The organism is Rathayibacter sp. AY2B9 (assembly GCF_002931595.1).
GTDB lineage: Bacteria > Actinomycetota > Actinomycetes > Actinomycetales > Microbacteriaceae > Rathayibacter.
The window spans coordinates 82,667-97,120 of sequence record NZ_PSUB01000005.1; the positions used below are offsets into that span (position 1 = coordinate 82,667).

Below are 14,454 nucleotides of genomic sequence, written 5' to 3' on the forward strand. Positions count from 1 at the left end.
GCGGTCAGCGGTTCACGGAGCTCATGTCGGCGTAGCGGTCGCCGACGGGGGCCTCGAGCGCGCCGAGGACGTCGAGCTGCTCCGCGGTCAGCACGAGGGCGTCCGCGGCGGCGTTCTCCTCGATGCGCGAGACGCGCTTGGTGCCCGGGATCGGAGCGATGTCCTCGCCCTGGGCGAGCAGCCAGGCGAGCGCCACCTGCGCGGCGGTCGCGTCCGCCTCTGCCGCCACCCGGTCGACGGCCTCCACGATGCGGAGGTTCGCCTCCAGCGCTCCGTCGGCGAAGCGGGGGTTGTCGCGGCGGAAGTCGTCGCTGCCCAGCTCGGCGACCGAGCGGATGCTGCCCGTGAGGAAGCCGCGGCCCAGCGGCGAGTACGGGACGAAGCCGATGCCGAGCTCGCGGAGGACCGGCAGCACCTCCGCCTCGGGGTCGCGGGTCCAGAGCGAGTACTCGGACTGCACAGCGGTGACCGGGTGCACGGCGTGAGCGCGCCGGATCGTCGCTGGCGCCGCCTCCGAGAGGCCGTAGCCGCGGAGCTTGCCCTCCTGGATCAGCTCCGCGAAGGCCCCGGCGGTCTCCTCGACCGGGACGCCCGGGTCCATGCGGTGCTGGTAGTAGAGGTCGATGCGGTCGGTGCCGAGGCGCGCGAGCGAGCCCTCGACGGCGAGCCGCAGGTTCTCCGGGGAGCCGTCGAGTCCGCGGCCCCCGTCGCCGCGGTGGCGGATCATGCCGAACTTGCTCGCCAGCACCACCTCGTCGCGGCGGCCTGCCAGCGCGCGGCCGAGCAGCTCCTCGTTGGTGTACGGGCCGTAGATCTCGGCGGTGTCGAGGAACGTGACGCCGAGCTCGAGGGCGCGGTGCACGGTGCGGATCGACTCCGCGTCGTCGGTGCCGGCGCCGGTGTAGAACGCCGACATGCCCATCGCGCCGAGCCCGAGGCGCGAGACCTCGAGGGCGGCGACGTCGGATCCGAGGGTGATCGTCTTCATCAGTGGGTGGTCCTCTCCTGGTACGCCGCGATCTTGATGTCGATCGCGGCGAGGCTGGCGTGTGTCCGGGCGAGCTGCGCCTCGACCTCCTCGCGGTGCGTCCGGAGCAGCGCGAGGCGCTCCGGCTCCGTGGCGGGCCCGATCCGGAGGAGCCGGGCGTACTCGCGGATCCGCGCGATCGGCATCCCGGTCGCGCGGAGCTTGGTGAGGAAGTCGACCCAGCCGACGTCGGCCGGCCGGTAGCGGCGGTGCTGCGACGAGGCGCGCTCGACCGGGTCGAGCATGAGCCCGGCGCGCTCGTAGTAGCGCAGGGTGTGCACGGTGAGACCGGTGACGGCGGCGACCTGCGAGATCGACAGCACCTCCGGCTCGGCCGGGGCGGCGGTGGCGGTGGACATGGCGTCAACCTACGACTTCGAGTGCGCTCGAGGTCAAGCGGGAGCGGGCGACTCAGCCGACCTCGCGGCTGAAGCCCAGGAGGGCCTCGGCGATGCGGGCGTCCGCCTCCTCGTGGCTGATGGTCGCCTCGCCGTCGCCCGCCTGCGGCCCGTACCAGCCGAAGTCGGCGTGGTTGGCGCCGTCGATCTCGACGAGGTCGGCGGAGGAGGGCAGCCGGACGCTCGCGTCGGCGACCTTCTCCGGCGTGCTGAGCCCGTCCTCCGATCCGCTGACGCTGAGGACGGGGAGCCCGGAGCCCGAGAGGTCGTTCGCGCAGTAGCTGCCGAGCAGCACCAGACCCGCCACCGCCGGGTCCTCGGCCCACTGGCAGGCCTTCACGCCGCCGAGGGAGTGGCCGCCGACGAGCCAGCGGTCGACGCCCTCGGCCTGGCTGGTGAAGGTCTCGAGGGAGCGGAGGTCGAAGAAGGCCAGGTGCAGGATCGGCCGCGTGATCACGACGGTCGCCCCGGCGTCGACCAGCGGAGCCAGGGTCGCCTCGTAGGAGGAGGCGTCGACCTTCGCTCCGGGGATGAAGACCAGGCCCGTGCCGGCCAGCTCGCCGGTCGAGGTCGGCGTCATCACGAGCGCGTCGTCCGTGCGCTCGACCGCGATCGCCGGATCGGCGCGCACACGGGCGAGGGCGTTCTCGTCGGGGCCGCTGACGATCGAGCTCCAGGTGAGGAAGCCGAGGACCGCGACTCCGAGGACTCCGCCGATGCTCGCGAGAACGACGCGGCGGCGCCTCATCGGGCTGCCGCGATCGCGTCGGCCGCCTGCACCAGGGCGAGGTGGGAGAGGGCCTGGGGAGTGTTCCCCGCGTGCCGGCGGCCCTCGACGTCGTACTCCTCCGAGAGGAGGCCCACGTCGTTGCAGAGCCCGACGAGCCGGTCCATCAGGGTCCGCGCGTCGTCGATCCGGCCGGAGTCGGCGTACTGCCGGACGAGCCAGAAGGAGCAGGCGAGGAACGGGTGCTCACCGCCGGCGAGGCCGTCGACCGAGGACTCGGTCCGGTAGCGGTGCAGCAGGCCGTCCTGCAGGAGCACGCGCTCCAGCTCGGCGACGGTGCCCAGCATCCGCGGGTCGTCGGCGGGGACGAAGCCGACCATCGGCAGCACGAGGAGCGACGCGTCGACCTCGGGCGAGCCGTAGGACTGCACGAAGTGGCCGCGCTCGGCGTCGAAGCCCTGGGCCTCGATCTCGGCGCGCACCTCGTCGCGGAGGCGCTCCCAGGTTTCGACCGGACCGGGCAGGCCGTTCTCGCGCACGGCGCGGACGCCCCGATCGAGCGCGGCCCAGATCATGACCCGCGAGTGCGTGAAGTGCCGCGGCTCGCCCCGGATCTCCCAGATGCCGTTGTCCGGCCGCTGCCAGTTGGTCTCGACGAAGCCCAGGAGCGCGCGCTGGAGCGGCCAGGAGAACTCCGTCTCGTCCACTCCGGCCACGCGGGCCTCGTGCAGAGCGACCATCACCTCGCCGATCACGTCCGCCTGGTACTGGTCGACGGCGGCGTTCCCGATCCGCACGGGGGAGGCGCCGTCGTAGCCGGGCAGGCTCGGCATCTCCCGCTCCGGCAGGTCGCGCTCGCCGGCGAGGCCGTACATGATCTGCACGTCCTCCGGCGCGCCCGCGACCGCGCGGAGCAGCCAGGCCCGCCACTTCTGCGCCTCCTGCTCGAACCCGTGCGCGAGCAGGGCCTGCAGGGTGAGCGAGGCGTCGCGGAGCCAGACGTAGCGGTAGTCCCAGTTGCGGGCGCCGCCGAACTGCTCCGGGAGCGAGGTGGTCGCCGCCGCGACGATGCCGCCGGTCTCGTCGTCGGTGAGGGCGCGGAGGGTCAGCAGCGAGCGGACGACGGCGTCGCGGTGCGGCCCGTCGTAGTCGATCGCCGACGCCCACTCGGACCACCAGGAGAGCGTGCGCTCCAGCGCGCGGTCGACGTCGAGGCGCTTCGGCGCCCGCTGGTGCGAGGGGAACCACGCCATCGAGAGGTCGACGACCGCGTCCGCGTCGACGTCGAACTCCGCCGCGTGGGCGTGGTCGACGGCCTTCAACCGCACTCCGCGCACCACGACCGCGTCGGGCCCGGCGACGGCGACGAGCAGCGGATCCTCGTCCGTCCCCTCCTGCCGCACCCACGGCATGGTGCGGGCGTAGTCGAAGCGGATGCGCAGCTCCTGCCGCATCCGGACGGTCCCCGACACTCCGCGCACCCGGCGCACCAGCTCGGCGCGCTCGTCGCGCAGCGGCATCACGTCGACCACCTCGACGACGCCGGTGGGAGTCGTCCACCGGGTGACCAGCGCGAGCGTGTCGCCGAGGTAGTGGCGCTCGCTCGTCGCCTCCCCGTCGACCGGCCGGAGCGACCAGCGCCCCTGGTCGTCGCCGCCGAGGAGGGCGCCGAAGACGGAGGCGGAGTCGAAGCGCGGCAGGCACAGCCAGTCGATCCCCCCGTCGCGGGAGACGAGAGCGGCCGTGCGGCAGTCGGAGAGGACGGCGTAGTCCTCGATCGGGGAGACCATGCGGCGATCCTCTCAGGTGCGGCTGTGGCCTCCCAGTCAAGGCGGAGCGGGGCTCTTCAGCGCCGCCGTAGGGTGAGCCGCATGGCACAGACCGTCTCGACCCTGCTCATCCTCGGAGCGACGGGGGACCTGTCCTCGCGGCTCCTCCTCCCCGCCGTCGGCCAGCTGCTGACCCGCGAGACCGACCGGCGGGTCCACCTCGTCGGCGCGGGACGCGAGGACTGGACCCAGGAGCACTGGCACGAGGTGCTGACCGCCTCCTTCGCCACCGTCGAGGCGCAGGGCGAGGGCGTGGACGCGCTCACCTCCGGCACGCGCTACCAGCAGGTCGACGTCACCGATCCGGAGGCGCTCGCCGCACTGCTCGCGAGCTGCGCCGGTCCGGTGGCGGTCTACTTCGCCCTCCCGCCGGCGATCGCGGCGAAGGCCTGCGAGGCGCTCGCCGCCCACGACCTGCCGGAGGGCACCGTGCTGGCGCTGGAGAAGCCGTTCGGGACCGACGAGGCGAGCGCGCACGCCCTCAACCAGCGCCTCGCCGCGCTGGTCCCCGAGGACCGCATCCACCGCGTCGACCACTTCCTCGGCCGCGCGACCGTGATGAACGTGCTCGGCCTGCGCTTCGCCAACCGGATCCTCGAGCCGCTGTGGTCGGCCGAGCACATCGAGAGCGTCGAGATCGTCTACGACGAGCAGCTGGCCCTCGAGGGGCGGGCGAGCTACTACGACGGCGCGGGCGCGCTGACCGACATGATCCAGAGCCACCTGCTGCAGGTCCTCGCGGTGATCGCGATGGAGCCGCCGTCCTCGCTCGACGCGGCCGACCTCCGGGACGCGAAGTCGATCGTCCTGCGCGCCACCCGCCTGCACGGCGACGACCCCGCGGCGAGCTCGCGCCGCGCCCGCTACACAGCGGGGACGATCGACGGACGCGAGCTGCCCGCCTACGCGGACGAGAAGGGCGTGGACCCCGCTCGCCGGACCGAGACGCTGGCCGAGCTGGTCGTCGAGATCGACACCTGGCGCTGGGCCGGCGTGCCGTTCACCCTCCGCTCCGGCAAGGCGCTCGGGGAGCGGCGGCGCGAAGTGGTCATCCGCTTCAAGCCGGTCCCGCACCTGCCCCGCGGCTTCGTGGGCACCGAGGCGCCGTCCGTGCTGCGGCTGTTCCTCGCGCCCGACCAGATGTCGCTCGAGCTGAACATCAACGGCCCCGGCGACCCGTACACGCTCGAGCGCGCCTCGCTGGAGGCGACCTTCGGCGCGGGCGAGCTGCTGGCGTACGGCGAGGTCATCTCGGGGATCCTCGACGACGACCCGTCGCTCTCGGTCCGCGGGGACGCCGCCGAGGAGTGCTGGCGCATCGTGCAGCCCGCGATCGACGCGTGGCACGCGGATCGGGTGCCGCTCGACGAGTACCCGGCGGGCAGCGAGGGCCCCGGGAGCTGGCCGACGCTCTGACGGGCGGCCGGGGGAGGGCGGCCGCGGGGGATCTCGAGACGGCGGCTGCGCCGCCTCCTCGATCAGCGGGAAGGGCGACGTCGCTCGTCGGGTCGGCCGGAGGGCGAGCCCGCCGGCCGACCGCTCGGGTCAGGAGCGGGTCGCGACGGGGGTGTCGGCGGGGGCCGGCTCCGCCCAGACGGCGATCGGCTTCGGCTCCCAGGTGAGGGCGGCCGGCTCCACCGGGGGAGTCGAGGCGCGCATCACGGGGATCGCCTCGGTGACCGGGGACGACGTCCGCTCGGCGCCGGCGCGGAGCTGCTCCTCCTGGATGGCGGCGGAGAGCTCGTGGGCGAGGGAGCGCGCGAGCATCCCGTGGAAGATCGGGTCGCGGTCGTCGTGGCTGCGGCGCGTGACGACCCAGGCGCCCTCGGATCCGACGAAGGCCGCGAGGCGCTCGTGGACGACGGCGAAGAGCTCGTCCTGCGTGAGGACGGGGGCCGCCTCGACGACCTCGGGGGCCGCCTTGCGACGCCTCAGACGAAACCTCATGACGAACCCCGTTTCCCGTGCCGGCAGCGACTGGGAACAGTGTCGCCGCCACCGGGTCGGGAGACCGGCTGACACGCCGCCCCGCGGGGAGGCGGCGCGTCAGGAGGGCCTAGCGGTCGCGCTTCTTGCCGCGCTCCTCCTTGACGATCTCCTTCGAGTCGTAGGACACGGAGCCCAGGGCGACGGTGACCGAGATGGCCCAGCTGACCCACTGGAGGGCCAGGCGCCAGTCGCGCGGGCCCTTGCGCGTGGTCTGCAGGATCGACCAGCCGCCGACGATCGCGCTGATGACGCTGGAGTTGAGGATGAACTTGCGCATGCGTGTGCCTCCCGTGTTCACCCCGACGCTAGCGGGTGCGAAAGCTCTCAGAGGAACGCTTGACAGCACCGAGGGGTTGTCCCGCTACGGTGGACCGCCGCCGGGACCCGAATCCTCGAGCCGGGGCACGCCGAGGAGAACGGGAACGACATGCGCACGGCTGTGATCGGGGCGGTGCTGCTCGTCGTCGGGGCGGTGGCCGTCGTCACGGGGGTCCTCCCGATGGACGCGCTGGGCGAGCTGGTCGAGCGGACGGCGCCGATCCTCGGCTTCGTGGTCGCGGTGACCGTGGTCGCCGAGCTGGCCTCCGAGGCCGGCGTCTTCACCGTGGTCGCCGAGCGCTCCGCCGAGTGGGGCCGCGGGCGGACCGCGGTGCTCTGGCTGCTGGTGGTGGCGATGGCCGTCGTCAGCACGGTGTTCCTCTCGCTCGACACGACCGCCGTGCTCCTGACCCCGGTCGTGGTCCTGCTCGCGGCGCACGTGCGCGTCCCGCCCCTGCCGTTCGCGATGGCCACGGTCTGGCTGGCGAACTGCGCCTCCCTCCTCCTCCCCGTCTCGAACCTCACCAACCTGCTCGCGCAGCGGCGCCTGGGGGTCGAGGGCCCCTTCGCCTTCGCCGCGCTGACCGCGGTGCCCGCGCTCGTCGCGGCCGTCGTGCCCGTGCTGATCCTCGCGATCCGCTACCGGCGCGAGCTGGCCGGGCGCTACACCCCGGGGGAGCGGACGCCGGTGGAGGACCGGGTGCTGCTCGTCGGCGCGGGGATCGTCGTGGCGCTGCTCCTGCCGGCGCTCGTCTCGGGCCTCGAGGTGTGGATCCCGGCAACGGTCGCCGCGGTCGCGCTGATCGTCCTCTTCGCGGTGCGCCGTCCCGCGGCGCTCACGCCCGCCCTCCTGCCGTGGCAGCTCGTCGTGTTCGCGTCGGGCCTCTTCGTGGCGATGGAGGCGGCGCACCAGCTCGGGCTGGGCGCGGCGCTCGCCGTGGTCGCGGGGGAGGGGAGCGGGACGCTCGACCTGCTGCGCCTCGCCGGCTCCGGCGCGGTCGCCTCCAACCTGGTCGACAACCTGCCCGCCTACCTCGCCCTCGAGCCCGTCGCGGCGGATCCGCTCCGCCTGGTCGCCCTGCTGATCGGCGTGAACGCCGGACCGCTGATCACCCCGTGGGCCTCGCTCGCCACCCTGCTCTGGCACCAAAGGCTGACCGCGCTGGGCGTGCACGTCTCGTGGCGCCAGTACGCGCTCCTCGGGCTCGTCGCGATCGTCCCGACGGTGGGCGGAGCGACGCTCGCCCTCGCCCTCGTGCAGGGCTGACCCCCCCGTCCCCCGTGCGGGGCCGGCTGATAGCCTCGACGGGCACGACGACGGCTCGACCGACGAAAAGGGACCACCATTCCTCCGCACTCCGCCTCCGCCTCCTCCGCCGCTGACAGGACCGACGCCGGGACCTCGGGAGGGACAGAGCGCAACGCGTTCGTGGTCGTCTCGAACCGCCTCCCGGTGGATCGCGTCGTGGCCGAGGACGGCACCGCGTCCTGGAAGACCTCACCCGGCGGGCTGGTCACCGCGCTCGAGCCCGTGATGCGCGCGAACGAGGGCGCCTGGGTCGGCTGGCCCGGCGTGGCCGACGAGGAGGTCGCCCCGTTCGTCGACAACGGCGTGCAGATCGTCCCCGTCGCCCTCAGCGCGCAGGAGCTCGAGGACTACTACGAGGGCTTCTCGAACGACACGCTGTGGCCGCTCTACCACGACGTGATCGCGCCCCCGACCTACCACCGCGACTGGTGGGACGCCTACGTGCGGGTCAACCAGCGCTTCGCCGAGGCGGCCGCGGCCGTGACGGAGGAGGACGGCGTGGTCTGGGTGCAGGACTACCAGCTCCAGCTCGTGCCCAAGATGCTGCGGGAGCTCCGGCCCGACGTCACGATCGGCTTCTTCAACCACATCCCGTTCCCGCCCTACGGGATCTTCGCGCAGCTCCCGTGGCGCCGGCAGATCGTCGAGGGCCTGCTCGGCGCCGACGTGATCGGCTTCCAGCGCCAGGGAGACGCGGGCAGCTTCCTCCGCGCGGTCCGGCGCCTGCTCGGCTACGACACCCGCAGCACGGTCGTCGAGGTCCCGGTCGAGGAGGAGGCCGTCGGCGGCACCCGCCGCGTCAACCGCTCGCGGCGCGGGGCGAGCGTGCGCCCGGTCGTCGCCCGGCACTTCCCGATCTCGATCGACTCCGCGTCGTTCGAGGCGATGGCGCGCACCCCCGAGATCCAGGCCCGCGCCGCCGAGATCCGCGCCGAGCTGGGCAACCCCGCGACGATCATGCTCGGCGTCGACCGGCTCGACTACACCAAGGGGATCGGCCACCGCCTGAAGGCCTTCGGCGAGCTCCTGGCGGACGGCCGCCTCACCTCCGAGGACGCGGTGCTGGTCCAGGTCGCGAGCCCGAGCCGCGAGCGCGTGGACACCTACCGGCAGCTGCGCGACGACATCGAGCTGCAGGTCGGCCGGATCAACGGCGACTACAGCACGCTCGGGCACCCGGCGATCAGCTACCTCCACCACGGCTACCCGCGCGAGGAGATGGTGGCGCTCTACCTCGCCGCCGACGTCATGCTCGTCACGGCGCTGCGCGACGGGATGAACCTCGTCGCGAAGGAGTACGTCGCGTCCCGCTTCGACAACGACGGCGTGCTCGTGCTGAGCGAGTTCGCCGGAGCGGCCGACGAGCTCAAGCAGGCCGTGCAGGTGAACCCGCACGACATCTCGGGGCTGAAGGACGCGATGGAGGCCTCGGCGCGGATGCCGCGCGTCGAGCGCACCCGGCGCATGCGCGCGCTCCGTCGCCGCGTGCTCGAGAACGACGTGGCGCGCTGGTCCGAGTCGTTCCTCTCCGCTCTCGCGGAGCACGCGGCCGGCCAGCAGCTCGACGTGCGGCCCGCCGCCCGCGGGCAGGAGGCGCCGCACGGCCAGGAGGCCGAGCACCGCGACGACGCGGCCCACGGACAGGCGGCCGAGCTCGAGCGGGAGGCCGCCGACGACCGCGAGCTCGACGGCGGCGCGCGATGAGCGAGGGAGTGCCCGAGCGGCTCGCGGCGGCGCTGCGGGAGCTCGCCGCGACCGACCGGCTCCTGGTGGCCCTCGACTTCGACGGCACCCTCGCGCCCGAGGTCGACGACCCCGCCCGCGCGCGGGCGCTCCCCGAGGCGCGCGAGGCCGTGCTGCGGCTCCTCGCCCTCCCCGGCACCCGGGTCGCGCTGGTCTCCGGCCGGGCGCTCGGGAGCCTGGAGGAGGTCTCGCAGCTGCCGGACGAGGCGCTGCTGGTCGGCTCCCACGGCATCGAGATCCGCCTCGACCCCGAGGAGGACGCGGTCCGGCTCGACGACGACGAGCTCGAGAAGGTGGGAGTGCTCGAGGACGTCCTGAAGGGGATCGCCCGCGGGATCGACAACGTCTGGATCGAGGACAAGCCCGCCGGCTTCGCCCTGCACACCCGCCTCGCGACCGAGCGCCACAGCCGCGTCGCCCACGTCGTCGCCCTCTCCGAGGCGCGCGCCGAGGTGCAGGGGGTCACCGTCCGCGAGGGCAAGAACGTCCTGGAGTTCTCGGTCCGCTCGACCACCAAGGGCGAGGCCGTGCAGCACCTCCGCCGCTACACCGGCGCGACCGCCGTGCTCTACGCGGGCGACGACGTGACGGACGAGGACGCCTTCGCGGTCCTCGGCTCCGGCGACGTCGGCATCAAGAGCGGCGAGGGCACCACCGCGGCCTCCTACCGGGTCCGCGGCCCCGAGCAGGTCGCGCACGCGCTCCGGCTGCTGGCCGACCTGCGCGCGGAGTAGCAGCCCCCTTCCGGCGGTCAGCGCAGGCGGGTCCCGGATCGCCGACTCGCCGACTCGCCGAGGACGGCCGTCCGCCGACGCGGGGAGCGGCCGTTCGCGACGAGTCGGAGATCCGCGGGGACGTCCGCATCCGGTGGCGCTGCCGGAGGCCGGGGCAGGAACGGGTGCGCGGGCCGGTCCGGGTCCGCCCGGCGAGCAGGGGCACTGCGCGCGAGGCGGTAGCCTCATCGCATGCCGGAAATCGATTGGAAGCCCCGCTCGCGCACCGTCACGGACGGCATCGAGGCCACGACGTCGCGCGGGATGCTGCGGGCGGTCGGGATGGGCGATGACGACTGGGAGAAGCCCCAGATCGGCATCGCGTCCTCGTGGAACGAGATCACCCCCTGCAACCTCTCGCTCGAGCGCCTCGCGCGCTCCGCGAAGGAGGGCGTGCACTCCGGCGGCGGCTACCCGCTCCAGTTCGGCACCATCTCCGTCTCGGACGGCATCTCGATGGGCCACGAGGGCATGCACTTCTCGCTCGTCTCCCGCGAGGTCATCGCCGACTCCGTCGAGACCGTGATGATGGCCGAGCGCCTGGACGGCACCGTCATGCTGGCCGGCTGCGACAAGTCGCTGCCCGGCATGCTGATGGCCGCGGCCCGCCTCGACCTCGCCGCGGTGTTCGTCTACGCCGGCTCGATCGCCCCGGGCTGGGTCAAGCTCTCGGACGGCACGGAGAAGGACATCACGATCATCGACTCCTTCGAGGCCGTCGGCGGCGTCAAGGCCGGGATCATGTCCGAGGAGGACGCCAAGCGCATCGAGTGCGCCTTCGCCCCGGGCGAGGGCTCCTGCGGCGGCATGTACACCGCCAACACCATGGCCAGCGTCGCCGAGGCGCTCGGCATGAGCCTGCCCGGCTCCGCCTCGCCCGCCGCCGCCGACCGCCGCCGCGACTACTTCGCCCGCAAGTCCGGCGAGGCCGTCGTCGAGCTGCTGCGCAACGGCACCACGGCCCGCGACATCCTCACCAAGAAGGCGTTCGAGAACGCGATCGCGGTGGCGATGGCCTTCGGCGGGTCGACCAACGTCATCCTGCACCTGCTCGCGATCGCCAACGAGGCCGAGGTCGACCTCACGATCGACGACTTCAACCGCATCGGCGACACGATCCCGCACATCGGCGACCTCAAGCCCTTCGGCAAGTACGTCATGAACGACGTCGACCGCCACGGCGGCGTCCCGGCCGTGATGAAGGCGCTCCTGGACGCCGGGCTGCTCCACGGCGACTGCCTGACGGTCACCGGGAGGACGGTCGCCGAGAACCTCGCCGCGATGGACATCGCGCCGCTGGACGGCGAGGTCATCCGCACCCTCGACAACCCGATCCACGCGACCGGCGGGCTCACCATCCTCAAGGGCTCGCTCGCCCCCGAGGGCGCGGTCGTCAAGACCGCGGGCTTCGACGCCTCCGTCTTCGAGGGTCCGGCCCGCGTGTTCGAGCGCGAGCGCGCCGCGATGGACGCTCTGACCGAGGGCCGGATCGAGAAGGGCGACGTGGTGGTCATCCGCTACGAGGGCCCCAAGGGCGGTCCCGGCATGCGCGAGATGCTCGCCATCACCGCCGCCATCAAGGGGGCCGGGCTCGGAAAAGATGTACTACTGTTGACGGACGGACGATTCTCAGGCGGCACAACCGGCCTGTGCATCGGCCACATAGCTCCCGAATCGGTGGACGCAGGTCCCATCGCATTCGTTCGCGACGGAGACCCGATTCGGGTCGACATCGCCGCTCGCTCGATCGACCTACTCGTCGACGAGTCCGAGCTCGCCGCCCGCCGAGAAGGCTGGGCCCCTCTCCCTCCGCGCTACACCCGCGGTGTCCTCGCCAAGTACGCCAAGCTCGTCCGCTCGGCAGCCGAGGGTGCCGTCACCGGGTGACCCGGCCCGCTCCGGCCGGCCGCGCACTCGCGTTCCCGGGCACTCGCCTCCGGCTCTGCCCGCCGCCGCACCACCTCCTGAAGGAATCGACACCCGCATGACTCCGGATCCGTCCGCCGTGCAGCCCGCACCGACGCCCCAGCCACCCCGACCCGCCCACGCTCCCGGGGCCGCCCCCGCGGCCGAGGTCCTCACCGGAGCGCAGGCGGTCGTCCGCTCGCTCGAGATGCTCGGGATCGAGGACGTCTTCGGCCTGCCCGGCGGCGCGATCCTCCCGGTCTACGACCCGCTGATGGACTCCTCGAAGATCCGGCACATCCTGGTCCGCCACGAGCAGGGCGCCGGCCACGCCGCCGAGGGCTACGCCTCGGCGACCGGCAGGCTCGGCGTCTGCATCGCGACCTCGGGCCCCGGAGCGACCAACCTGGTCACCGCGATCGCGGACGCCTACATGGACTCCGTCCCGATGCTCGCGATCACCGGCCAGGTGTTCTCGACGCTCATGGGGACCGACGCGTTCCAGGAGGCGGACATCGTCGGCATCACGATGCCGATCACGAAGCACTCCATCCTCGTGACGCGCCCCGAGGACATCCCCTCGGCCCTCGCCTCCGCCGCGCTGATCGCCACCACCGGCCGCCCCGGCCCCGTGCTGGTCGACATCACGAAGGACGCGCAGCAGGACCAGGCGCCGTTCCTCTGGCCGCCGAAGATCGACCTGCCCGGCTACCGTCCGGTCACGAAGGCCCACGGCAAGCAGATCCAGGCCGCGGCCCAGCTGCTGGTCGAGTCGCGGAAGCCGGTGCTCTACGTGGGCGGCGGCATCATCCGCGCCCGCGCGGCCGCCGAGCTGAAGGCGTTCGCCGAGGCCTGCGGCGCCCCCGTGGTGACCACGCTGATGGCTCGCGGAGCGTTCCCGGACTCGCACGAGCAGCACCTGGGCATGCCCGGCATGCACGGCACCGTCCCCGCGGTGCTCGCGCTGCAGGAGGCGGACCTGATCCTCGCGCTGGGCTCGCGCTTCGACGACCGCGTGACCGGCAAGGCGGCGCTCTTCGCGCCTCACGCCAAGGTCGTGCACGTCGACATCGACCCGGCCGAGATCTCCAAGATCCGCACCGCCGACGTGCCGATCGTGGGCGACCTGAAGGACGTCCTCCCGGACCTCACCGACGCGTTCGCCAAGGCCTCCGCCGACGGCCGCGCCGACACCTCCGAGTGGTGGAGCTACCTCAAGGGCCTGCAGACGGAGTTCCCGCTCGGCTACACCGAGCCGAACGACGGCCTGCTCTCGCCGCAGTACGTCATCAAGCGCATCGGCGAGATCACCGGCCCCGAGGGCGTCTTCGCCTCCGGCGTCGGCCAGCACCAGATGTGGGCGGCGCAGTTCATCAAGTACGAGCGCCCCAACTCGTGGCTGAACTCCGGTGGCGCCGGCACCATGGGCTACTCCGTGCCCGCGGCGATGGGCGCCAAGGTCGGCGAGCCCGAGCGCACCGTGTGGGCGATCGACGGCGACGGCTGCTTCCAGATGACCAATCAGGAGCTCGCCACCTGCACGATCAACGACATCCCGATCAAGGTCGCGGTGATCAACAACTCCTCGCTCGGCATGGTGCGCCAGTGGCAGACACTGTTCTACGAGGGCCGCTACTCCAACACCGACCTCAACACGGGGCACGACACCGTCCGGGTGCCCGACTTCGTGAAGCTCGCCGACGCCTACGGCGCGCTCGGCATCCGCGTCACGAAGCCGGAGGAGATCGACGACGCCATCCGCCTCGCCATCGCCACCAACGACCGGCCCGTGGTGATCGACTTCGTCGTCAGCCGCGACTCCATGGTCTGGCCGATGGTCCCGCAGGGCGTCTCCAACAGCTACGTCCAGTACGCCCGAGACCACAGCCCGACCTGGGACGACGAGGAGTAGACCCGCATGACGCACCACGTTCTCTCCCTGCTCGTCGAGGACAAGCCGGGACTGCTCACCCGTGTCGCCGGGCTGTTCGCCCGCCGCGGCTTCAACATCGAGTCGCTGGCGGTCGGTCCGACCGAGCTGGCCGGGCTCTCGCGCATCACGGTCGCCGTGGACGTCGAGGACCTGCCGCTCGAGCAGGTCACGAAGCAGCTCAACAAGCTCGTCAACGTGATCAAGATCGTCGAGCTCGACACCGACCAGTCGGTCCAGCGCGAGCACCTGCTCGTCAAGGTCCGCGTCGACAACGTCACGCGATCGCAGGTGCTCGAGGCCGTCACGCTCTTCCGCGCCCGCGTGGTCGACGTCGCGACGGACGCCCTGGTGATCGAGGTCACCGGCGACACCGGCAAGACCAACGCGTTCCTGCGGGTGATCGAGCCCTACGGCATCAAGGAGATCGCGCAGTCGGGCCTGCTCGCCATCGGGCGCGGCTCCAAGTCGATCACCGAGCGCGTCTTCAAGAACTGACCGCGAAC

At 72.7% G+C, this 14,454-nt stretch carries 13 protein-coding genes; 7 read left to right on the plus strand and 6 right to left on the minus strand.

Annotation, left to right across the window (positions count from 1 at the left end):
- Nucleotides 1–4: 4 nt before the first annotated feature.
- From C5C25_RS06700 to C5C25_RS06715, 4 genes are read right to left on the minus strand one after another with little or no spacing between them, the layout of a single operon-like run.
- The gene (locus C5C25_RS06700; protein WP_104226238.1) at nt 5–988 is read right to left on the minus strand and encodes an aldo/keto reductase; all 984 of its coding nucleotides are present in this window, start codon (nt 986–988) and stop codon (nt 5–7) included.
- On the minus strand, nt 988–1,386 hold the full coding sequence (locus C5C25_RS06705; RefSeq protein ID WP_104223551.1) for a MerR family transcriptional regulator: 399 nt from the start codon (nt 1,384–1,386) through the stop codon (nt 988–990). The genes C5C25_RS06700 and C5C25_RS06705 overlap by 1 nt, the downstream gene beginning before the upstream one ends.
- Nucleotides 1,387–1,438: 52 nt before the next feature.
- Complete coding sequence (locus tag C5C25_RS06710) at nt 1,439–2,173, minus strand: alpha/beta hydrolase (RefSeq protein ID WP_104250137.1); 735 nt, start codon at nt 2,171–2,173, stop codon at nt 1,439–1,441.
- Nucleotides 2,170–3,942: a glycoside hydrolase family 15 protein gene (locus C5C25_RS06715; protein ID WP_104223549.1), complete on the minus strand. Its 1,773-nt coding sequence runs from the start codon at nt 3,940–3,942 to the stop codon at nt 2,170–2,172. Before C5C25_RS06715 ends, C5C25_RS06710 begins: the two co-directional genes overlap by 4 nt.
- A gap of 81 nt (nt 3,943–4,023) precedes the next feature.
- Here C5C25_RS06715 and C5C25_RS06720 point away from each other — a divergent pair, with 81 nt between their 5' ends.
- A complete protein-coding gene (locus C5C25_RS06720) occupies nt 4,024–5,397 on the plus strand; it encodes a glucose-6-phosphate dehydrogenase (RefSeq protein ID WP_181065465.1) in 1,374 nt (457 codons plus the stop codon).
- A 129-nt stretch (nt 5,398–5,526) separates the two neighbouring features.
- On the opposite strand, the gene C5C25_RS06725 is transcribed toward C5C25_RS06720, so the two are convergent.
- The gene (locus tag C5C25_RS06725; protein WP_104250138.1) at nt 5,527–5,928 is read right to left on the minus strand and encodes a hypothetical protein; all 402 of its coding nucleotides are present in this window, start codon (nt 5,926–5,928) and stop codon (nt 5,527–5,529) included.
- Between the two features lie 109 nt (nt 5,929–6,037).
- Nucleotides 6,038–6,247, minus strand: coding sequence for a hypothetical protein (locus tag C5C25_RS06730; RefSeq protein ID WP_104223546.1), 210 nt, complete (start codon nt 6,245–6,247; stop codon nt 6,038–6,040).
- 150 nt (nt 6,248–6,397) lie between these two features.
- On the opposite strand from C5C25_RS06730, the gene C5C25_RS06735 reads away from it, so the two are divergent.
- The 6 genes from C5C25_RS06735 (at nt 6,398) to ilvN (ending at nt 14,446) form a co-directional block, all read left to right on the plus strand.
- Nucleotides 6,398–7,555: an SLC13 family permease gene (locus tag C5C25_RS06735; protein WP_104250139.1), complete on the plus strand. Its 1,158-nt coding sequence runs from the start codon at nt 6,398–6,400 to the stop codon at nt 7,553–7,555.
- Between the two features lie 162 nt (nt 7,556–7,717).
- Complete coding sequence (locus tag C5C25_RS06740; RefSeq protein ID WP_104250140.1) at nt 7,718–9,301, plus strand: trehalose-6-phosphate synthase; 1,584 nt, start codon at nt 7,718–7,720, stop codon at nt 9,299–9,301.
- Nucleotides 9,298–10,074, plus strand: coding sequence for a trehalose-phosphatase (otsB, locus tag C5C25_RS06745; RefSeq protein ID WP_104250141.1), 777 nt, complete (start codon nt 9,298–9,300; stop codon nt 10,072–10,074). Before C5C25_RS06740 ends, otsB begins: the two co-directional genes overlap by 4 nt.
- A gap of 231 nt (nt 10,075–10,305) precedes the next feature.
- Nucleotides 10,306–12,000: a dihydroxy-acid dehydratase gene (ilvD, locus tag C5C25_RS06750; protein ID WP_104250142.1), complete on the plus strand. Its 1,695-nt coding sequence runs from the start codon at nt 10,306–10,308 to the stop codon at nt 11,998–12,000.
- 97 nt (nt 12,001–12,097) lie between these two features.
- A complete protein-coding gene (locus C5C25_RS06755) occupies nt 12,098–13,930 on the plus strand; it encodes an acetolactate synthase large subunit (RefSeq protein ID WP_104226247.1) in 1,833 nt (610 codons plus the stop codon).
- A 6-nt stretch (nt 13,931–13,936) separates the two neighbouring features.
- Nucleotides 13,937–14,446 carry an acetolactate synthase small subunit gene (gene ilvN / locus C5C25_RS06760; protein ID WP_104223540.1) on the plus strand — a complete coding sequence of 170 codons (510 nt, stop codon included), beginning with the start codon at nt 13,937–13,939 and terminating at the stop codon, nt 14,444–14,446.
- The last annotated feature ends 8 nt before the right edge of the window (nt 14,447–14,454 follow it).